Origin of the sequence: Streptomyces sp. NBC_00440 (assembly GCF_036014215.1) — a bacterium.
Taxonomy (GTDB): Bacteria; Actinomycetota; Actinomycetes; order Streptomycetales; family Streptomycetaceae; genus Streptomyces.
This window is the reverse complement of record NZ_CP107921.1, coordinates 6,081,170-6,101,310: the sequence shown is the minus strand read 5'-3', so window position 1 is coordinate 6,101,310 and position 20,141 is coordinate 6,081,170. Positions and strand designations below refer to the sequence as shown.

Sequence of the window (20,141 nt, the reverse complement as noted above, 5' to 3'; positions counted from 1 at the left end):
CTGCGGCATCACCTTTTCACCCGATTGCCCCAGGTCAAGCATCGCCTCGCCGGGTGTCCGTGATCTGTGGCGCCCTCGGTACCAACTGCCATCCTTCACTTCGCCGTTCAACAAACCCCAACGAGTGGAGTTCGTACAGCCTGGCGAGCGCTTCATCTGCTGTCGTCCCGGCCTCACGGGCCACATCCCGCCCGTCAACCGCGCCGTGGCCGGGAAGCGCCTCCAGGACCCGGGCGGCGACGGGCCCGAGGAGGTCCCGGGGCAGGACCGGGCCGTGTCTGCCGGGTGCGAGATCGCCGATGTCCCCCACCAGCTCGGCGACTTCGGCCGCGTCGGTGACCAGCAGGCCCCCGCCGCGCAGCAGTTCGTGCACACCGGCGGAGAGCCCGCTGGTGACCGGTCCGGGGACGCCCATCGTGTACCGGCCGAGCTTCTGCGCGCTGCGCGCGGTGGCCAGTGAGCCACTGCGGTACTCGGCCTCGACGACCACGGTTCCCCTGGTGAGCGCGGCGATCACACGGTTGCGGAGGATGAAGCGGCTGGGCGTGGGATGGGCGCCCGGTGGCAACTCGCCGATGAGGAGCCCCTGTTCCGCGATCCGCCCGATCATCTCGGCGTGACCGCGCGGGTAGACCGTGTCGACTCCGCACGCCAGCACCGCGATGGTGGCCCCGCCCGCGGCGAGCGCCCCGCGGTGCGCGGCCCCGTCGACACCGAACGCGGCGCCCGACACGACGACCCACCCCAGCTCTGCGAGGCCGGAGCCCAGCGCTGCCGCCATGTGCGCCCCGTAGGCCGTACAGGCACGGGCGCCGACCACCGCCACGGAGCGCAATGCCCATATCCGCAGATGGGGCCGGCCCCGCACCCAGAGTCCGACGGGCCGTGCGTCTCCCAGGTCGTCGAGCTGCACCGGCCATTCCTGATCCCCCGGACAGATGAACCGGCCGCCGCCCGCGGCCGCGGCCCGCAGATCCTGCTCGGGCCGCGCCGCAGCCGCCCTCAGCCGGTAGCCGCCGAGCCGCTTGGCGCTCACCCCGGGGAACACCGCTTCCCCGCTGTTCGCCAGGGTGCGTAGCCGCCGCCACAGCTCCACGGCCCCCAGTTCGCGCAGCAATCGGCCGGCCAGTTCATCGCCCGGCTCGACGATCCGGGTGAGCGCGGCCCGGGCCAGCCGCTCGTCCCCGCCGGCATCGGTACTCATCCGGCGTCCTTCCCTGCGGCGAGCAGCGCCCCGCGGTCCACACCGGTACGCAGCTGGAGAGCCAGCCCGACGTCCTGGGCACCAGGCCGGTCCCGGCCCGCCAGATCGGCGACCGTCCAGGCCACCCTCAGCACCCGGTCGAGACCGCGGGCCGTGAGCAGTCCGCGCTCCATGTCCCGCTCGGCCGCGGCGAGCGCACCCGGCACGGCCGTCCAGCGGGTCCGCAGCTCATGGCCCGGCACCTCGCTGTTGGTGCTCCACGGCGTACCGGCCAGCCGCGCCGCCGCCCGCTCCCGGCCCTCCCGTACCCGTACGGCAACGGCCGCCGACGACTCACCCGCACCGCCCTGTCCCATGAGGTCCGAGCGGCGCACCGGCTCCACCTCGACCCGCAGGTCCACCCGGTCGAGGAGCGGGCCGGAGAGTCTGGACTGGTACCTGCGGACCATCGAGGGCGGGCATTCGCACCCCGAGCCGTTCATCGTGTGTCTGCCGCAGGGACAGGGGTTCGCGGCCAGTGCCATCAGGAATCTGGCAGGCAGCCGCACCACCCCTGCGCTGCGCGCGACCACCACATGCCCGGACTCCAGCGGCTGGCGGAGCGCGTCGAGGACCCGGACGGAGAATTCGGGGGCCTCGTCGAGGAAGAGGACCCCGCGGTGCGCCAGGGAGACGGCCCCCGGCCGGGGCAGGCCGTTACCGCCGCCGATCAGCGACTGCATGGTCGCGGAGTGATGCGGGGCGCAGTACGGCGCGGTCCCGATCAGTGGCTCCCCCGGCGGGAGGATGCCCGCCACCGAGTGGACCGCCGTCACTTCCAGCGACTCGTGCCTGGTCAGCGGCGGCAGGATCGCCGGAAGCCGCTCGGCCAGCATGGTCTTGCCTGCGCCGGGGGGCCCGTGCAACAGCAGATGGTGGGCCCCGGTGGCGGCGACCTCCAGCGCCTTCCTGGCGGCCGGCTGCCCCGCCACATCCGCGAGATCGGGCCCCGACCCCATGCCCGGGGCCAGCCCGGTGCCGGCCCCGGCGCCCGGCACCATCAGCCCGGCCAGCATCGGGTCCGGCCGCCCCGCCACCGGAGCCGCCTCTTCGGGGACCGGTTCGCCGGTCAGTACGGCGATGAGCTGCCGCAGGCTCCGCACCCCGAGCACCTGGACCCCGGGCACCAGTGACGCCTCCCCCGCGGTCTGCTCCGGGACCACGACCTGGTGGTACCCCGCTTCGGCCGCGGCCAGCACGGCCGGCAGGATGCCGCGCACCGGCCTGACCCGGCCGTCGAGCCCCAGCTCCCCGATGAGCACCAGATCGGCGATCTCCTTCGGGTCGATGCGCTCGGCCGCCCCCAGAACGGCGCAGGCGACGGCCAGATCGAATCCGCTGCCGCTCTTCGGTACGGACGCCGGGCTCAGCCCGACCGTGAGCTTCTTCTGCGGCCACTCGGCGCCGGAGTTCACCACCGCGGCCCGCACCCGGTCCCGGCTCTCGACCAGGCTCTTGTCCGGCAGCCCCACCAGCGTGAAGGCGGCGATACCCGGTTCGAGATCCGCCTGGACCTCCACCACCACGCCGTCGACCCCGACCAGCGCGACCGAACACGCACGTGCGAAGCCCATCAGGCCACCCCCCGCACATGCTCGACGAGCGGCGCCCCACGCCTGGGCAGCATGATCCCGATCAGATCGATCCGCACCCCGCCGGGCGGCGCCCCGCCGTTCGCCGCGAGCCAGCACTCGGCGAGGCGTCTGAGCCGCTCGGCCTTGACCGGGGTGACCGCGGCCATCGGATGTTCGAAAGGGCCTTCCCTGCGGGTCTTCACCTCGCAGACGACCAGTGCGTCGCCGTCACGCGCCACAATGTCGATCTCGCCCGACCTGCACCGCCAGTTCCGCTCGACGACAGTCATTCCCGACCCGGCCAGCGTCCTCGCCGCCAGCCCCTCGCCGTACCGCCCGAGTGCCCCCCGTGCGTTCATACCGGCACCACCTCCGGTACCGACTGTGCCGCCCGGGCCGCCACCGTGTGGATCTTGGTGGATTACTCGCCGGTTGTGGACAACTCAGCCACCCGGAAGTTCGAGATCGCTCTTGTTGAGCTCCTCGATGTTCACATCCTTGAATGTCAGTACGCGTACCTGCTTGACGAACCTGGCCGGCCTGTACATGTCCCAGACCCAGGCATCAGCCATCGACACCTCGAAAAAGACCTCGCCCTGTACGGAGTGCACCTGCATCTCGTAGTCGTTGGTGAGGTAGAAGCGTCGCTCGGTCTCGATCACATATTTGAACAGGCCGACGACGTCGCGGTACTCCCGGTAGAGCTTCAGCTCCATCTCGGTCTCGTACTTCTCGAGGTCCTCGGCGCTCATGGCATGTTCCCCTTCAGCCGTGCGTCCCCCTATTGTGCGCCGCTCCCCTGCGCCCTAGACGATTTCCGGGGCCAGGACCACCGGTGCAGCCGGGGGACCCTCGTCGAGCAGCGTGCGCAGCAGCCCGGCGAGCCTGGTCGGATACACCGTCTCACGCGTCGCGGACAGTTCGGCGGAAGTCCACCACCTCAGCCCCGCGACACTGCGCCGCTCCAGTGGGGTCAGCCCGTCCATGGCGGTCGCCGTCTGACTGGTTCGCCCGAGAAAGTACCGTTCATCCTGGTTCCACCGCCGCCCGTCGAACGGGAACGAGCACACCCTGGACCACAGGACCGGGCCGAGCTCCACCGCGTCGATGCCGGTCTCCTCCCGTACCTCACGGAGGGCGGCCTCCTCATGGGTCTCCCCGGCCTCGACGCCTCCGCCGGGGGTGAACCACCAGGTGCTCGCCGGATCGGCGGGCTCGAAGCCGTGCATCAGCAGCACCCGGTCGGCCGGATCGAGCAGGATGACGCGTGCGACCTCGCGCAGCTCAGCCGACACCGACCGCCACCTTCTTCTTGCGGCCGAGACGCTGCGCGAGCGGCCCGTAGACGGCCCCGCCCAGGATCAGCACGACTCCGGCCAGCACAGCCGCCACGATCAGCTTCAGCGGCCCTGGCTGCGAGACCCCGCCGGGCAGCGCGGCGAAGCCCTTCGGCCGCTCCATCATTCCGCCGCTCAGCGGCCAGGCGATGGCGTCCACCCGCGAGGACACCGTCGAGCGCGGCACCGAACCGTGGTCCGCGTCCTGGAGGTGGACGCGCGAGTCCATCGAGTTGGTGCGCTCGTCACCGAGCATGAAGAGCCGGCCCTCAGGCACCTTCACGGTGAAGTCCATCGCGGAGGCCCGCCCCTTGGAGAGCGAATCGGTGTTGAGGTACGGCTCGTTGATTCCCTTGCCGTTCACGGTGAGCCGGCCCTGGGTGTCGCAGCAGGCGACCTTGTCGCCGCCGACTCCGACGACCCGCTTGACCATCGGCATATCGCCCCAGTCGGGGTCCTTGAAGATCACCACGTCGCCGCGGTGCACCGCACCGCTGTCTATTCGCTGCGCCAGCACCCGGTCCCCCACCTGCACGGTCGGGGTCATCGAGTCGGTCGGCACGGTGTACGGCTTGTACTCCACCGCTCCCCAGGCGAACCCTCCGAGAAAGAGCACGCAGCCAACGGCCACGGCCAGACCCGACAGCGCACTGCCGAGCCGGCCGCCTCCGTCACTCGTACGTACTGTTCCGCTCATCCCAGCGCTCCCCCATATCGGAGATCAACAATCTGGGAGCGCACCTTACCCGGCAGTACCCTCGCGGGTCAGCTTGCGCCTGCGCCGGATCACCAGCGGCAGTGCCCCTGCGAGTCCCAGCGCCCCGGGAGCCACGGCACCTGCGGCGTTGATGCCCTTCTGGTCGAAGGTGCTCGGAACACCCAGCCACGACCAGCGGTTGACCGGCCAGGCCACGACGAAGGCCCGTCCGACGACCTCCTTGGTGGAGACCGTTCCGCCACCCGGCAGCTGCTGGTGGTAACGCGAGTCGAGCGAGTCCTGACGGTGGTCGCCCATCACCCAGATCCGGCCCTTGGGCACATGGATCGGCCCGAACGGCTGGTCGTCGCACGGGGTGTTGCCCGGGTAGATGAACGACTTCTCGGAGAGCGCCTTGCCGTTGACGACGACCGGGCCCCCCTTCTTGCACGAAACCGTGTCGCCGCCGACCGCGATGACGCGCTTGATCAGGTCCTTCTCCTCGGCGGACGGCATCAGGCCGATGAAACTGAGGAACTTCTGTGCCACGTTCGGAGTCGGGGTCGGCTCACCTTCGAGCCAGCCGCCCGGGTCGTGGAACACCACGACGTCGCCCCGCTCCGGTTCCGAACCGAACCACGGGGTCAGTTTGTCGACCAGCACCCGGTCACCCCGCTGCAGCGTGTCCTGCATCGAGTCGGAGGGGATCGAGAACGCCTGGACCAGGAAAGTCTTGATCAACAGGGCCAGGACCAGCGCGATACCGATGAGGAGCGGCAGCTCCTTCCAGAAGGAGCGCTGCTTCTTCGGTCCCTTGTTCCTGGTGCTTCCGGTGTTCTCGCCGTCCTCGCCGTCCTCGTCGAAGCCGTCCGGCCCGCCCGGCCCGCCGGGGCCGTTCTGCCGGCCGCCGGCCCTGTGCTGGCCGCCGTCCCTGTCGGAACCGTAGGACCTCCCGCTGTCAGAGGCTTCGGTTCCCGCGCCACCAACGGGCGGCCCGGGCCGGTCCTCTGGTTCTTCGTGTCCGGATCGCGCGCCGACCGCCACGTCCCCCACATCCACTCCTCACTCCGTGCCGTCGCCTGCCTCCGAGGAGACGCAGGCCCACCACTCCCATAACGAGCGGAAGTTCCGCAGGAGTCGGGAGCGGGAAGTTTACGTGCCGATCCTGAGCGGCGAGGCCCGGTGGACCGGAGCCGGGCGGATCCGCGCCGTCCGGACCCGCGGCCCGGGACGCCACCGATGCGAAGGTGGCGGGCTCCTTGAGCCTGCTCCAGTGCCCCACCGGCCAGGCGATGACGACCGCGCGCCCCACCACACCGCTCACCGGCACCGTCCCCTGGTAGGGACCGTCCATGTGGAACCGCGAATCCGCCGAGTTGGACCGGTGGTCGCCCATCACGAAGAGCCGCCCGGCCGGGACCTTCACCTCGAACTTCAGCTGGGAGGGCGGATTTCCCGGATGGAGATACGGCTCGTTCAGCGGGACGCCGTTGACGGTGACCCTGCCGTCCTTGTCGCAGCACTTCACGGTGTCGCCGCCGACCCCGATGACCCGCTTGATCAGGTCCTGTTCGTTGTCCGACGGCAGCAGCCCGATGAAGGTCAGGCCTTCCTTGAGCTGCTTGACGAGGAACGGCGAGCTCTGGGACTTGCTCTCCTCCGGCGGGAGCCAGTGGCCGGGGTCCTTGAAGACGACGACATCGCCACGCTGCGGTTTTGACCCGAACCAGGGGGTGAGCTTGTCCACCAGCACCCGGTCGCCGATCCGGATCGTCTCCTCCATCGAACCCGACGGGATGACGAACGCCTGCACCAGAAAGGTCTTGAGCACCAGCGCGATCACGACCGCCACGACGATGAGGACCGGTATCTCCACCGCCCTGGACCGGCGCCGCCGCCGCTGGACCTTGCGCGCGAGCCTGCGCCGCTCGGCCCTGGTGGGCAGGGCGCGCTCGCCCGTGGGGGCGCCCGTCTCCGGCGTCCGCTCGCCGCTCTGCCCGCTGCCCCGATTTCTCCCCCGGTTACCCATGGCTGCCACCGGCCTCCGGTACCCGGTCGAAGGCTCGGGTCCGCTCCAGCGAGCTCCAGCGGCTGAACGGCCAGCCGATCCGGGCGGCCCGCCCGATCACCTGGCCCACCGGGACCATCCCGCCACCGGGATCCCCGAGATGGTCACGGGAGTCGCTGGAGCGGGAGCGGTGGTCGCCCATCACCCAGAGGGTTCCGGCGGGCACCACGATGTCGAAGGGCACCAGGGAGGGCGGGTTGCCGGGATAGACATACGTCTCGTCCACCGGCTGCCCGTTCACCTTGATCCGCCCGCGCTTGTCGCAGCAGACGACATGGTCGCCCCCCACCCCCACCACACGCTTGACGTAGTCGGTACCGGTGGGCGCGGCAAGACCCAGCGCCGCCGCCGCACCGTGCACCACGCGGGCCACGGGGTTCTGCGCGGGCGCCTCCTGCACGAAGGAGCCGGTGCCGTCGAAGACCACGACGTCCCCGCGCTGCGGCACGTCGCCGAACCTGTACGCCAGCTTGTCCACCAGCACCCGGTCCCCCACCTGGAGCGTGGGCTCCATGGAGCCGCTGGGGATGAGGAACGGCTGCATCACATACGTACTGAGCAGGAGCAGGAACACCATGCAGACCAGGGCCAGCAGCCCGGCCTTGCGCCAGGGCCCCTCGGTCAGCGCGGCGAAACGCACAGAGCGCGACCGCTCTCCCTCCCCGGACGTATCCGGTTCGGGTGAGCGGTCGCGCTCCTTGTGCTGTGCTTCGGTGTCCATCGGGGCCAGAGCTTATCCGGCCGCCCTGTGGACTCAGTGGTCGCGCTTCTCCTTGATCTTCGCGGCCTTGCCGCGCAGCTCACGGAGGTAGTACAGCTTCGCGCGACGGACGTCACCGCGGGTCACGAGCTCGATCTTCTCGAAGATCGGGCTGTGCACCGGGAAGGTACGCTCGACGCCGACCGAGAAGGAGACCTTGCGGACCGTGAAGGTCTCGCTGACGCCCGCACCCTGGCGGCGGATGACGACACCCTTGAACTGCTGGATACGCGAGCGGTTGCCCTCGATGACACGGACGTGGACGTTGACCGTGTCACCGGCGCGGAAGGCCGGAAGGTCGGACCGCAGCGAAGCGGCCTTGACGTCGTTGAGCAGGCTGGACATGATCTTCTGCTTTCTTCGCCGATGCCACAGGTCATCGACGGAATCATCGTGATGAGTTTCGGGAGCTGATCGCGTCGGACGGTCGTCGTTCCCCCTGTGGCAGGGGCGCACGCCGGACGTACAGCAGCGGCCTATTCTTCCACGTCCCCGGGCTCTCGCCCAAATCGCCCTCCGGGCCCCTGCTTCCAGCCCAGGATCGAGAGCATTTCGCGGTCCTTCTTGTCGAAGGACGCGGGGTCGCTGCGCTCCAGCAGGTCCGGCCTGTTGAGATCCGTACGCCGGAACGCCTCGTCCCGGCGCCAGCGCGCGATCTTCCCGTGGTGACCGCTCAGCAGGACGTCCGGAATGGCACGCCCGCGCCACTCGGGCGGCTTCGTGTAGACCGGGCCTTCGAGGAGGTCGGCCATCGCGCCGGTGGCGAAGGAGTCGTCACGGTGCGATTCGGCGTTGCCGAGCACGCCGGGCAGCAGCCGGGCCACGGCTTCCGTGATGACCAGGACCGCGGCCTCGCCGCCGGCCAGGACGTAATCCCCGATGGAGACCTCGTACACCGGCATCCGGGTCGCGTACTCGTCGACGACCCGACGGTCGATGCCCTCGTACCTGGCGGGCGTGAAGACCAGCCAGGGCCGCTCGGAGAGTTCGACCGCGACCTGCTGGGTGAAGGGGCGGCCGCTGGGTGTGGGCACGACCAGGACGGGGCCGGACGCCCCCGACTCGTAACCGGCGGCCAGCACCTCGTCCAGCGCCTCGCCCCAGGGCTCGGTCTTCATGACCATGCCGGGGCCGCCGCCGTAGGGGGTGTCGTCGACCGTGTTGTGCCGGTCGTACGTCCAGTCGCGCAGGTCGTGGACCTGTACGTCGAGCCGGCCGCGGGCGCGCGCCTTGCCGACCAGCGAGACATTCAGCGGTTCGAGGTACTCGGGGAAGATCGTGACGACGTCGAGCCGCATCAGTCGTCGTCCCGGGCGCCGGCGACCTCGGCCCTGCTGTCGTCGATCAGGCCGGGCGGCGGGTCGATGACGGCCCGCTGCTCCTCCAGGTCGATCTCGGTGACGATCTCCTCGACGAAGGGGATCATGACCTCGCTGCCGTCGGGCCGCTCCACGATGAAGAGGTCCTGCGAGGGCAGGTGGGTGATCTCGGTGATCCGGCCGATCTCGGTGCCGTCGGACAGCACCACGTCGAGGTCCATCAGCTGGTGGTCGTAGAACTCCTCGGGGTCCTCCGGAGTCTGCTGCGGGTCGACGTCGGCGATCAGCAGGGTGTTCCGGAGCGCCTCGGCGGCCGTCCGGTCCGTGACCCCCGCGAAGCGCAGCAGCAGCCTCCCGCTGTGCACCCGGCCTGTCTCGATCGTCAGCGGCCCGGTGGCCGCAGGGTCGGTGGCGAGCACCGCGCCGGGACCGAGCCGCAGCTCGGGCTCGTCCGTGCGCACCTCCACGGTGACTTCGCCCTTGATCCCGTGGGCGCGCCCGATCCGTGCGACTACCAGTTGCACGCTTCGCTCCTCATTCTGATGATTCTGCTGGTTCCAGTGTTGCCGCGCGCACCGCGGACGACAAAGGCCGGGGACGGCTTCTCAGCCCTCCCCGGCCCGAGCCGGTGTTCAGCTACTTCTCAGCGGACCTGGTCCACGTCGACGAGGTCGACCCGGATGCCACGGCCGCCGATGGCGCCCACGATGGTGCGCAGGGCGCGCGCGGTGCGGCCGTTGCGGCCGATCACCTTACCGAGGTCGTCGGGGTGCACCCGGACCTCCAGCACCTGCCCGCGACGGAGGTTGCGCGAAGCGACCTGTACGTCGTCGGGATTGTCGACGATGCCCTTCACGAGGTGCTCGAGAGCCTCCTCGAGCATGCTCAGGCCTCGGTCGACTCGGTGGAGTCAGCGGCCGGAGCCGCCTCGTCCGCCTTCTTGTCGGCCTTCTTCGCCTTCGGGGTGATGGCCTCACCCTTCGGCTCGTCGCCCTCGATGGACTTGGCGAACGCCTCGAACGCGGCGCGCTTGTCGGCCTTCGGCTCCGGCTGGAGCAGCGGCGCGGGGGCCGGGAGGCCCTTGTGCGCCTGCCAGTCACCGGTGAGCTTCAGGATCGCCATGACCGGCTCGGTCGGCTGGGCGCCGACGGACAGCCAGTACTGCGCACGCTCCGAGTTGACCTCGATGCGCGAAGGGTTCTGCACCGGGTGGTACAGGCCGATCTCCTCGATGGCCCGGCCATCACGGCGGGTACGGGAGTCGGCGACGACGATGCGGTAGTGAGGCGAACGGATCTTGCCCAGACGCTTCAGCTTGATCTTGACTGCCACGGAAGTGGTGTCTCCTGGTCTTGACGTGGTTGGGCACAACGAGATGCCACGTGGGGTTGCGGTACTCGGGTGCCCGATGGACGCGTCAGCCGGAGGACGAGAGGGTTCCTGTGCGGCTGTCGAGTACAGCTAGCCATTGTGCCATACGTTGCGGCACCCCGGGTCAGCCGGCTGCTGCGACCACTTCCGGGATACGGAAAGCCTTTCCGCAGCCACCGCAGACGATGGGCGCCTGGGCCAGCACGGACGGGACGACCCGGACGTTGCGGCCGCAGTCGCAGACCGCCTTCACCCGCACTCCGCCGCCGGAGGAACCGTGCCGTGCGGCAGGTCCGCGGAAGGAGCGTTTGGTGTCGGCGGCCGTCGCCGCGGTGTGCGCCTTGAGCGCACGCTGCAGTCTTTCGATCGTCTGCCGGTACCTGCGCTTCGCCTCGGGGTTGAGCGAGACCAGCGAGAAGCCGCTGCTGGGATGCGGCTCCTCGGGGTGGTCGAGCCCCATCTCCTCGGCGATCGCCAGGAACCTGCGGTTGTGGTAGCGGCCGGCGCGCGAGGTGTCGCGGACACCTCGCGCGGCGGCGATGCCGTGGACTGCCTCATGGAGCAGTCGCTCGAAGGAGAGTTCAGCGCCGCAGGCGGACGAGGACTCGCCGATCAGGGACTCGGGCGCGGCTAGATCCGGCAGCTCGGGGTGGTACCGCTGAATATCGGCCCACGCCTGCGCCAGCTCTGCGGCGAGGACAGTTGGTGTCGTGCTCACGTCGTGACAACGAGCCGGGGTGCCGCTGTGTTCCTATTCCGGGGCATCCCAAATAATTTGCACCTACCCGTCAGTTGCCCTTGATGCGTCCGGACGAGGGCGGGTGCGCTGATCTGCGGAGAAGCCTCACAGCTCACACCAAGGTGGTACTTAGGGTCTCGTACGCCCCGGCGCGCAGCCATGGGTCCCACGCCGGTTCGCACCTCACCGGCGGGCGCGCAAGGGGCGTTTCGGCCGATTCACCGGCGCACAGGCAGTACGCACGGCCAGTACGAGCGGCTAGGTCCCGTCCGGCCGATCTTCGTGGGCCGGACAGGACCTAGTACGCACGAGCGACCAGAGCGACGTTACCGGGAGCGTCGTCCGACTCCGGCACCGACCCGTCCTCGGCGACCAGACACCGTACGGAGGCCGAGTGCCCGGCGAGTGCGGCCTCGCCCTCGGGGCCGAGGAGGGCCCACGGAATCCTGGCCCAGCCGCCCGCGGCCGCCACCTCGGCGGCCTCACCGGCCGTCCGCACGTCGCTGGTACGGGACTCCCGGCGCTCCCGCGACTCCAGCAGCAACCGGCTCTGCGCCTCTTCGAGCACCGCGGGCAGCAGCCGGGGCAGCTCGTCCAGCCGTACGGACTCCTTGCCGCCGTGACCGTCTGAGGCGTCGGTGGCGTGCGGGTCCACCACCCGGCGGACCAGTACCGCCGTCCCCTCCGCCAGGTCCCGCGGGCCGATCTCGATCCGTACCGGGACGCCCTTGAGCTCCCAGTCGACGGCCCGCCGGCCGAAGGGGATGTCGGTGCGGTCGTCGACGCGGACCCTGATCCCCGCCGCCTCCAGCCGCGCGCCGGTCTCGCGGGCCTTCGCCACCGCCTCGTCTCCCTTGATGGCGACCACCACGGCCTGCACGGCCGCGAGCCGGGGCGGCACCCGCAGGCCGCTGTCGTCGCCGTGCGACATGATCAGCCCGCCGACCAGCCGGGTCGTGGCGCCCCAGGAGGTCTGCCAGACCAGTTCCCGGTCGCCGTCCTTCGACAGGTACTCGGTGTGGAACGCCTTGGCGAAGTTGGTGCCCAGTTCATGGCTCGTGCCCATCTGGAGGGCCTTGCCGTCCCCCATCATGGCTTCGAGCGTCAGGGTGTTGATGGCGCCCGCGAACCGTTCAGCGGCGGTCTTGCGGCCGGGCACGACATCGATACCGAGCACATTGACCATGAAATCCGCGTAGACGTCCCGGTGGATGTACGCAGCGTAGTCATGGGCCTCTTCGCGGCTCGCGTGGGCGGTGTGCCCCTCCTGCCACAGGAATTCCGTGGTGCGCAGGAACACCCTGGGCCGCATCTCCCAACGGACCACATTCGCCCACTGATTGATCAGCAGCGGCAGATCGCGATAGCTCTGCACCCATTTCGAGAAGTATTCGTTGACGATCGTCTCGGATGTGGGCCTCACGACCACCGGCTCTTCGAGCTCCTTACCGCCGGCGTGGGTGACCAGGGCGAGCTCCGGTGCGAATCCCTCGACATGCTCAGCTTCGCGAGTCAGGTAAGACTGGGGGATGAAGAGCGGGAAGTAGGCGTTCTGAGCGCCCGCGGCCTTGATGCGGGCGTCCAGCTCCTGCTGCATCCGCTCCCACAGCCCGTAGCCGTACGGGCGGATGACCATGGTGCCCCGCACCGGGCCGTTGTCCGCGAGTTCGGCCTTGTTGATCAAGTCCTGGTACCAGCGGGGAAAGTCGTCCGCCCGGGGCGTGAGAACGGGAGTCTTTTTCATGGCGCGAATCGTACGGCGAGTACCTCCGGAAGCGTGATTGATTTTTGCTCCCGGAGGCGCACGGTCGGGATGCATATTCCGGGAACGCAAGCATTGCCTCACCACCCCTGGACTTGCGCGCGGATGCGGAGTTCTCTGGCAAAGGGACAGTGCGCGCACATCTGCACGGGGGTTTTGCACACAGGGCACAACTGATCTCTCGGCGAATTGGGGCGCTTCGATGTCATCAACGCTCGTCCGGAACCACCGGTCCGCGGCTGCGACTCCCACTGAGGAAGCGGTCGCCCGTGCCCGCGACTGGGCCGAGATCCAGGAACGGATGCTGGTGCCGCTGTACGAAGCGGTCTACAAGCGGCTGGACGCGGGCAGCGCCACCCGGCTGCTCGGCATCGGCTGCGGCTCGGGGCTCGCCCTGCTCATGGCCGCCGCCCGCGGCGCGAGCGTCACGGGCGTGGACACGCACGCCGAGCGCATAGCGCTGGCCCGGGAGCGGCTGCTCCCCGACGGCCCGGACAGTGCGCCGGGCGCACGGCGCGGTCGGCCCCGGCTGGTGCACGGCAGCCCTGCCGACGCCTCGGCGGTCACGGCGGCGCCGTACAACCTGCTGACCGCTTTCGAGCCGCTGGGCGGCGTCGCGGGTGACCCTGACGGGCTGACCCCCGCCGTCGAGGACGCGGTGCCGCTGTTGGAGCGCGGCAGTGCGGTGGTCCTGACCGGCTGGGGGCCGCCCGAGCGCTGCTCGGCGTCGGCCGTACTGCGGGTCGCCACCCGACTGGCCGATGCCGTGCGCCAGCCGCGCAGGGACGATCTGGAGGAGGTCGCGGCGCGGGCCGGGCTGAAGCTCGACGGGTCGGGGCGGGTCGCCTGCCCGTTCGGCTACGCGGACCTGCGGAGCGCGGTGCGGGGGCTGCTCTCGACCGGACTCTTCGACGCGGCGATACGGGCGACGGACCGGGACCAGGTGAAGAAGGAGGTCGCCGAGGCGCTCCATCCCCATCTGCGGCGCGACGGCACGGTGTGGATGCCGAACATCTTCCGTTATGTGGTCGCCCGGACGGCCTGACCCCCCTGACCGCCCGGCTCCCCCGACCGACGCGAAGCGGCCCGTGCCTCCCGGATGTCGGGGAGGCATGGGCCGCTTCGCCGTACGCACGGGTGCGTGCCGCGCGGGTGTCGGTCAGCCCATGAACTTCTTGAACTCGTCCGGGAGTTCGAAGTTCTTCGCGTCCTGACCGGCCGGCAGGCCCGGCGCACCGCCCTGCTCGCGGCGGGCGGCGGCGGCCTCTTCGTCCGCCTTGCGCTTCATCGGGTTACCGCTCTTGCGCTTGCCCTTGGCCTGCTTCTGCTGCTTCTTCTGCCGACCGGGGCCGCCACCCATGCCGGGCATACCCGGCATGCCCGGCATACCGCCGCCCTGAGCCATCCGCGACATCATCTTGCGCGCCTCGAAGAACCGCTCCACCAGGCTCTTCACGGCGCTGACCTCGACGCCCGACCCCTTGGCCACCCGCGCCCGGCGTGAGCCGTTGATGATCGTCGGGTCCTGGCGCTCGGCCGGGGTCATCGACTTGATGATCGCGGCGGTGCGGTCCACGTCCCGCTCGTCGATGTTGTTGATCTGCTCCTTCATCTGCCCCATGCCGGGCAGCATCCCGAGCAGCTTGGAGATGCTGCCCATCTTCCTGACCTGCTCCATCTGAGCCAGGAAGTCATCGAGCGTGAAGTCCTTGCCGCCCTTGCTGCTCGCCAGCTTGGAGGCCATCTGCTCGGCCTCGGCCTGGCTGAAGGTCTGCTCGGCCTTCTCGATGAGGCTGAGCATGTCGCCCATGCCGAGGATCCGGGACGCCATGCGGTCCGGGTGGAACGTGTCGAACTCGTCCAGCTTCTCGCCGTTGGAGGCGAACATGATCTGCCGGCCGGTGACGTGCGCGATCGAGAGGGCCGCACCACCGCGTGCGTCGCCGTCGAGCTTGGAGAGCACCACTCCGTCGAAGCCGACGCCGTCGCGGAACGCCTCGGCGGTGTTGACCGCGTCCTGGCCGATCATCGCGTCGACGACGAAGAGGACCTCGTCGGGGCTGACGGCGTCGCGGATGTCCGCGGCCTGCTGCATCAGCTCCTGGTCGATGCCCAGACGGCCCGCGGTGTCGACCACGACGACGTCGTACTGCTTGGACTTGGCGAACTCGATCGAGTCCTGGGCGACCTTGACCGGGTCGCCGACGCCGTTGCCCGGCTCGGGGGCGTACACGGCGACGCCCGCGCGCTCGGCGACCACGCTCAGCTGGTTCACGGCGTTGGGACGCTGGAGGTCGCACGCCACGAGCAGCGGGGTGTGGCCCTGGCCCTTGAGCCAGAGACCGAGCTTTCCGGCGAGGGTCGTCTTGCCCGCGCCCTGGAGGCCCGCGAGCATGATCACGGTCGGCGGCTGCTTGGCGAAGCGGAGGCGGCGGGTCTCGCCACCGAGGATGCCGATGAGCTCCTCGTTGACGATCTTGATGACCTGCTGGGCCGGGTTCAGCGCCTGGGAGACCTCGGCGCCGGCCGCGCGCTCCTTGACCTGCTTGATGAAGGCGCGGACGACGGGCAGCGCGACGTCCGCCTCAAGGAGGGCGATACGGATTTCGCGCGCGGTGGCATCGATGTCCGCCTCGCTGAGGCGCCCTTTGCCCCGGAGGTTCTTGAAAGTCGCGGCAAGGCGGTCGGAGAGGGTATCGAACACGGCGGTCGCGGATCCTCGGGTCGGGGGCGGGGGGACGGTTGGACCCCAGGGTATCCGGACCGGGTGGGTCGGGTCTGCCCCTCCCCTCTGTCGGGGGCAGGGGCAGAAGGGGCAGGGCGCGGGACCCGGCCGGCCGGCGCGCGGGCCCCGCTCTCGCTCACTCCCGCAGCCCGGCCTCCAGCTCCCTGGCCAGCCCGGCCGCCTCCTCCGCCGGGAGCGGTTCCCCGTCCTGTCCCGTCACATAGAACGCGTCCACCGCGTTGGCCCCGAGCGTGGAGACGTGAGCGCTGCGTACCGCCACCCCGGCCGTCTCCAGCGCCAGGCCGATCCGGTACAGCAGCCCCGGTGCGTCCTGCGCGCGGACCTCGATCACGGTGGCCAGCCGGGAGCCGGCGGGGGCCACCTTCACCCGGGGCGGCGGCGCCTTGACCCCGCGTCGGCGCGGGTAGGCCGCCTCCCGTTCGGCCAGTCTGGCGCGGACGTCCAGCGATCCGTCCAGCGCCCGTACGAGATCGGCGCGCAGCCTCGTGGCCTGCGGGAGCGATCCGTACTCGGCCGCCACCCGCCAGGTCAGCAGCAGCACCGCCACCTCCGGGCCCAGTTCGGTGGGCAGCTCGACGGCGCGCAGGTCGGCCGCGCGCACGGTCAGCCGGTGCAGCGCCAGCACCCCGGTGACGGCGGGCAGGACGCCGGGCCGGTCGCGGAGCGCGATGAGCAGTTCCACGCCCACCGGTTCCGGGGCGCCGTCCTCCTGCGGTTCCCCGGTCCTGGCATGCAGGGCCAGGACCGGGCCGCCGGTGCGCACCGCCTCGACGGCCAGCCGCTCGTGCTCGGCGCCAGGCGCGCCCGCCTCCGGCTCCTCGGGCACCTCGCCCGCCAGTACCGCGGCGACCCGGCCGACCAGGTCGTCCACGAGCGACGCCCGCCAGGAGGACCAGGCCGCGGGCCCGGTCGCCAGCGCGTCGGCCTCGGTCAGCGCGTGCAGCAGCTCCAGCGTGGCGGCGGATTTCACCGCTCCGGCGACCGAGGTCACGGTCGCCGGGTCGTCCAGGTCGCGCCGGGTCGCCGTCTCCACGAGCAGCAGATGGTGGCGTACGAGGACGGCGAGCACCTCGGCGTCCGCCTGGTCGAAGCCGATCCGGGTGGCCACGTCCCGGGCGATGACTTCGCCGGCCACCGAGTGGTCGCCCGGCCAGCCCTTGCCGATGTCGTGCAGCAGGGCCGCGACGAGCAGCAGGTCGGGCCGGCCCACCCGGCGGGTCAGCGAGGACGCCCGTACGGCGGTCTCGACGAGATGCCGGTCGACGGTCCAGGTGTGCACGGCGTTCCGCTGCGGCCTGCACCGCACCCGCTCCCAGTCCGGCAGCAGCCCGCTGATCAGCCCCTCCGCCTCCAGCGCCTCCCAGACCGGCACCGTGGACTCGCCCGCGCCGAGCAGGGTGACCAGCTGTTCGCGGGCCTCGGCGGGCCAGGGCACCGGGAGCGGGCGTGCGCCGGCCGCCAGCCGGCGCACGGCATGCAGGGAGACCGGCAGCCCGGCCTGCGCCGCCGCGGCTGCCGCCCGCAGCGGCAGTACGGGGTCGCGCTCGGGCCGGGCCGTGCGGGCCAGCACCACCTCGCCCTCCTGCTCCACCACGCCTTCCGCGAGCGGGGTCCGTTCCGCCGCGGCTGTCCTGCCGCCGCCACCGCCGAGCAGGGAGCGCAGCCGGGGGCGTGCGGAGCGCGCGCGCAGCACCCGGTTGACCTCGCGCCAGGTGACGTCGCCGGCGTACGAGATGGTGCGCGCGGCTTCGTACACCTCGCGCAGCAGCACGTCGGCGTCCAGGAGTCCGAGTTCGGCGGCGACCTGGTCCTGTTCCTGGAGCGCGAGCCGTTCGCCGGCGCGCCCGGTCACCAGGTGCAGCGCGTCCCGTACGTCGAGGAGCCGCCTGCGGGCGCCGTCCAGCCCTTCGCGGGGTGCGTCGGCCAGCCAGGACGCGGCGACGGCGCGCAGCGCGGTGGCGTCCCGCAGCCCGCCCCTGGCCTCCTTGATGTCGGGTTCGAGGAGGAACTGCAGCTCGCCCTGGCGCTCGGCGCGCTCCTGGCACAGCTCGTACAGCTCGGGCAGCCGCTTCGGCGCCTGGTTGCGCCAGTCGGCGAGTACCGCCGTCCGCAGCCCGGTGATCAGCCCCTGGTCACCGGCGACGTGCCGGGCGTCCAGCAGCCCGAGCTGGACCTTGAGGTCGTCGCCCGCCGTCCTGCGCGCCTCACCCGGTGTCCGTACCGAGTGGTCGAGGTCGAGCCCCAGGTCCCACACCGGGTACCAGACCCGGTCGGCGAGCGAGGCGATGGCGCCCTGGTCCGCCTTGCCGTCGTGCAGCAGGAGCAGGTCCAGGTCGCTGCGCGGTGACAGCTCGCCGCGCCCGTATCCCCCGACGGCCACCAGGGCCGCGCCGTGCACCCCCGTGGCCTCGGCGGCCGAGGTGAAGAGCGCGCTCATCCACGCGTCGGTCAGCCGGGCCAGGGCCGAACGGCGCGGCGGCCCGGGGTCCGTCTTCTCCTGGAGGAGGGACAGCCGGGCCGCCGCATAACCGCTGGGTCCGGGGTCGTCGGTCTGACCGGTCATCTCGTCGGCACTCGTCACCCGGCAGTTCCCGTCTCTCGTCGTTCAGAGCGCGTCAGGACCGCGTTCGCCGGTCCTGACCCGGATCGCTGTCTCGACCGGAACGCTCCAGACCTTGCCGTCACCGATCTTGCCGGTCCTGGCGGCTTTCACCACCACGTCGATGAGCTGTTCGGCGTCCGCGTCCTCGGCCAGGACCTCGATCCGGATCTTCGGCACCAGGTCCACGGTGTACTCGGCTCCCCGGTAGACCTCGGTGTGGCCGCGCTGGCGGCCGTAGCCGCTGGCCTCGGTGACCGTGAGGCCCTGGACGCCGAAGGCCTGGAGGGCCTCCTTGATCTCGTCCAGCCGGTGCGGCTTCACGACCGCGGTGATGAGCTTCATACGTCCACCTTCTTGTTCGCCGGACCTGCCTTGCCCGTCTTGGCTGCGGTGCCCGCCTTGACCGCGGTGCCCGCCGCGTCGCCCGGGGCGGTCGCGGACGTCCGGGAGCCGCCACCCGCCCCGCTGTAGTCGTATGCCGTCTCGGCGTGTTCGTCCTGGTCGATCCCCGTGACCTCGACGTCCTCGGTGACCCGCATCCCCATGGTCCGGTCGATCAGGAAGGCCAGGCCGGCCGACACGACCAGCGAGTATCCGAGGACCGAGAAGACCCCGATGGCCTGGATGCCGAGCTGGTGGAAGCCTCCGCCGTAGAAGACACCCGCCACGTCGGACTGCACCCCGCCGGTCGCGAAGAACCCGATGAGCAGGGAGCCGACGATGCCGCCGACCATGTGGACGCCGACGACGTCGAGCGAGTCGTCGAATCCGAAGCGGTACTTGAGACCGACGGCCATAGCACACAGCACACCGGCGATGGCGCCGACCGCGATGGCGCCGAGCGGGCTGACCGCGCCGCCGGACGGGGTGATGGCGACCAGCCCGGCCACGGCGCCGGATGCCGCGCCGAGCGTGGTGAAGGAGCCGTGGCGGAACTTCTCGTACGCGAGCCAGGCGAGCATCGCGGCCGCGGTGGCCACCTGGGTGTTGATGAACATCACCGCGCCCACGCCGTCGTCGTTGCCCAGCCACGATCCGGCGTTGAAACCGAACCAGCCGAACCACAGCAGGGCCGCGCCGAGCATCACCAGCGGCAGGCTGTGCGGGCGCATCGGGTCCTTCCTGAAGCCGACGCGCCTGCCGGTCACCAGGATCACGCCGAGTGCCGCAGCGCCCGCGTTGATGTGGACCGCCGTACCGCCGGCGAAGTCGATCACGCCCTTCTTGAAGAGCCAGCCGTCGGACGCCCAGACCCAGTGCGCGACCGGGAAGTAGATGACCGTGACCCAGCCCACGATGAACAGCGCCCATGCGGTGAACTTCACGCGGTCGGCCAGCGCACCGCTGATCAGCGCCGGGGTGATGATCGCGAACATCAGCTGGAAGACGGCGAAGACATAGACCGGGATGGTGTAGCCCGGCCAGAGCTGGGTGAGTCCGATGCCGCTGAGTCCGAGGTAGTCCTTGGACCAGCCGAAGAATCCGTTGCTCGATCCGAAGGCGACGCTGAATCCGTAGAGCACCCAGAGGATCGTGACGATCCCGAGGCTGATGAAGCTCATCATCAGCATGTTCAGGGTGGATTTGACCCGGACCATGCCTCCGTAGAAGAAGGCGAGGCCCGGAGTCATGACCATCACCAGGGCCGAGCAGATGAGCATGAACCCGGTGTTGGCGGACGACAGCTTCGGGGCTTCTGCAGCAAGGGTCATGATGCCTGTGGGCATCGGCGTCTCCTCGTCGTCGGTGCGGCCACCTGCGGGCGGGGGCTGTGGAGAGCGGCGGAACAGCGGCCTGTCATGCGTCAGAGACTGGCGCCGCGCCGTTTCCGCCGATGCCGCGTGATGTTTCACCGCAGTGACGAAGAGGTGGTGCGTGTTACGCCCGGATGACGTGGAGGGCGGGCCCGGGGTCCGGCTCCGC

The 20,141-nt window shown here is 70.6% G+C and carries 21 protein-coding genes; 1 reads left to right on the top strand and 20 read right to left on the bottom strand.

Annotated features, from left to right (window positions below; all coding sequences use genetic code 11):
- Positions 1 to 34: 34 nt before the first annotated feature.
- From dprA to proS, 16 genes are all read right to left on the bottom strand, one after another.
- Complete coding sequence (dprA, locus tag OHB13_RS27490) at positions 35 to 1,204, bottom strand: DNA-processing protein DprA (protein ID WP_328378828.1); 1,170 nt, start codon at positions 1,202 to 1,204, stop codon at positions 35 to 37.
- A complete protein-coding gene (locus tag OHB13_RS27485; RefSeq protein WP_328378827.1) occupies positions 1,201 to 2,817 on the bottom strand; it encodes a YifB family Mg chelatase-like AAA ATPase in 1,617 nt (538 codons plus the stop codon). Before OHB13_RS27485 ends, dprA begins: the two co-directional genes overlap by 4 nt.
- Complete coding sequence (locus tag OHB13_RS27480) at positions 2,817 to 3,176, bottom strand: YraN family protein (RefSeq protein ID WP_266852512.1); 360 nt, start codon at positions 3,174 to 3,176, stop codon at positions 2,817 to 2,819. Before OHB13_RS27480 ends, OHB13_RS27485 begins: the two co-directional genes overlap by 1 nt.
- 84 nt (positions 3,177 to 3,260) lie before the next feature.
- Positions 3,261 to 3,569 carry a DUF2469 domain-containing protein gene (locus OHB13_RS27475; protein WP_003965949.1) on the bottom strand — a complete coding sequence of 103 codons (309 nt, stop codon included), beginning with the start codon at positions 3,567 to 3,569 and terminating at the stop codon, positions 3,261 to 3,263.
- Between the two features lie 54 nt (positions 3,570 to 3,623).
- Positions 3,624 to 4,112, bottom strand: coding sequence for an NUDIX hydrolase (locus tag OHB13_RS27470; RefSeq protein ID WP_266852514.1), 489 nt, complete (start codon positions 4,110 to 4,112; stop codon positions 3,624 to 3,626).
- On the bottom strand, positions 4,102 to 4,851 hold the full coding sequence (gene lepB / locus OHB13_RS27465) for a signal peptidase I (protein WP_328378826.1): 750 nt from the start codon (positions 4,849 to 4,851) through the stop codon (positions 4,102 to 4,104). Before lepB (OHB13_RS27465) ends, OHB13_RS27470 begins: the two co-directional genes overlap by 11 nt.
- Positions 4,852 to 4,896: 45 nt before the next feature.
- Entirely contained in the window at positions 4,897 to 5,895 is a 999-nt protein-coding gene (gene lepB / locus OHB13_RS27460) for a signal peptidase I (protein ID WP_328380403.1), read from the bottom strand.
- Entirely contained in the window at positions 5,810 to 6,880 is a 1,071-nt protein-coding gene (gene lepB / locus OHB13_RS27455; protein ID WP_328378825.1) for a signal peptidase I, read from the bottom strand. Before lepB (OHB13_RS27455) ends, lepB (OHB13_RS27460) begins: the two co-directional genes overlap by 86 nt.
- Positions 6,873 to 7,640 (bottom strand): signal peptidase I, encoded by a 768-nt coding sequence (gene lepB, locus OHB13_RS27450; protein ID WP_328378824.1) that lies wholly within the window; start codon positions 7,638 to 7,640, stop codon positions 6,873 to 6,875. Before lepB (OHB13_RS27450) ends, lepB (OHB13_RS27455) begins: the two co-directional genes overlap by 8 nt.
- Before the next feature lie 33 nt (positions 7,641 to 7,673).
- Positions 7,674 to 8,024 (bottom strand): 50S ribosomal protein L19, encoded by a 351-nt coding sequence (gene rplS / locus OHB13_RS27445; RefSeq protein ID WP_164265897.1) that lies wholly within the window; start codon positions 8,022 to 8,024, stop codon positions 7,674 to 7,676.
- A gap of 131 nt (positions 8,025 to 8,155) precedes the next feature.
- A complete protein-coding gene (gene trmD, locus OHB13_RS27440) occupies positions 8,156 to 8,977 on the bottom strand; it encodes a tRNA (guanosine(37)-N1)-methyltransferase TrmD (RefSeq protein ID WP_328378823.1) in 822 nt (273 codons plus the stop codon).
- Complete coding sequence (gene rimM, locus OHB13_RS27435; protein ID WP_266852525.1) at positions 8,977 to 9,522, bottom strand: ribosome maturation factor RimM; 546 nt, start codon at positions 9,520 to 9,522, stop codon at positions 8,977 to 8,979. Before rimM ends, trmD begins: the two co-directional genes overlap by 1 nt.
- A gap of 119 nt (positions 9,523 to 9,641) precedes the next feature.
- Entirely contained in the window at positions 9,642 to 9,881 is a 240-nt protein-coding gene (locus tag OHB13_RS27430) for an RNA-binding protein (RefSeq protein WP_164265900.1), read from the bottom strand.
- Positions 9,882 to 9,883: 2 nt separating this feature from the next.
- Positions 9,884 to 10,330, bottom strand: coding sequence for a 30S ribosomal protein S16 (gene rpsP / locus OHB13_RS27425; protein WP_266852527.1), 447 nt, complete (start codon positions 10,328 to 10,330; stop codon positions 9,884 to 9,886).
- A 163-nt stretch (positions 10,331 to 10,493) separates the two neighbouring features.
- Complete coding sequence (locus OHB13_RS27420; RefSeq protein ID WP_266852529.1) at positions 10,494 to 11,087, bottom strand: hypothetical protein; 594 nt, start codon at positions 11,085 to 11,087, stop codon at positions 10,494 to 10,496.
- Between the two features lie 319 nt (positions 11,088 to 11,406).
- Positions 11,407 to 12,852, bottom strand: coding sequence for a proline--tRNA ligase (proS, locus tag OHB13_RS27415; RefSeq protein WP_266852531.1), 1,446 nt, complete (start codon positions 12,850 to 12,852; stop codon positions 11,407 to 11,409).
- Positions 12,853 to 13,072: 220 nt separating this feature from the next.
- Here proS and OHB13_RS27410 point away from each other — a divergent pair, with 220 nt between their 5' ends.
- Entirely contained in the window at positions 13,073 to 13,915 is an 843-nt protein-coding gene (locus OHB13_RS27410) for a methyltransferase domain-containing protein (RefSeq protein ID WP_266852533.1), read from the top strand.
- Positions 13,916 to 14,029: 114 nt separating this feature from the next.
- On the opposite strand, the gene ffh is transcribed toward OHB13_RS27410, so the two are convergent.
- From ffh to OHB13_RS27390, 4 genes are all read right to left on the bottom strand, one after another.
- On the bottom strand, positions 14,030 to 15,574 hold the full coding sequence (gene ffh, locus OHB13_RS27405) for a signal recognition particle protein (protein WP_266852535.1): 1,545 nt from the start codon (positions 15,572 to 15,574) through the stop codon (positions 14,030 to 14,032).
- 157 nt (positions 15,575 to 15,731) lie between these two features.
- Positions 15,732 to 18,179, bottom strand: coding sequence for a [protein-PII] uridylyltransferase (locus OHB13_RS27400; protein ID WP_328380402.1), 2,448 nt, complete (start codon positions 18,177 to 18,179; stop codon positions 15,732 to 15,734).
- Between the two features lie 42 nt (positions 18,180 to 18,221).
- The gene (locus OHB13_RS27395; RefSeq protein ID WP_327295004.1) at positions 18,222 to 18,560 is read right to left on the bottom strand and encodes a P-II family nitrogen regulator; all 339 of its coding nucleotides are present in this window, start codon (positions 18,558 to 18,560) and stop codon (positions 18,222 to 18,224) included.
- Complete coding sequence (locus OHB13_RS27390) at positions 18,557 to 19,945, bottom strand: ammonium transporter (RefSeq protein ID WP_328378822.1); 1,389 nt, start codon at positions 19,943 to 19,945, stop codon at positions 18,557 to 18,559. Before OHB13_RS27390 ends, OHB13_RS27395 begins: the two co-directional genes overlap by 4 nt.
- Positions 19,946 to 20,141: the final 196 nt, after the last annotated feature.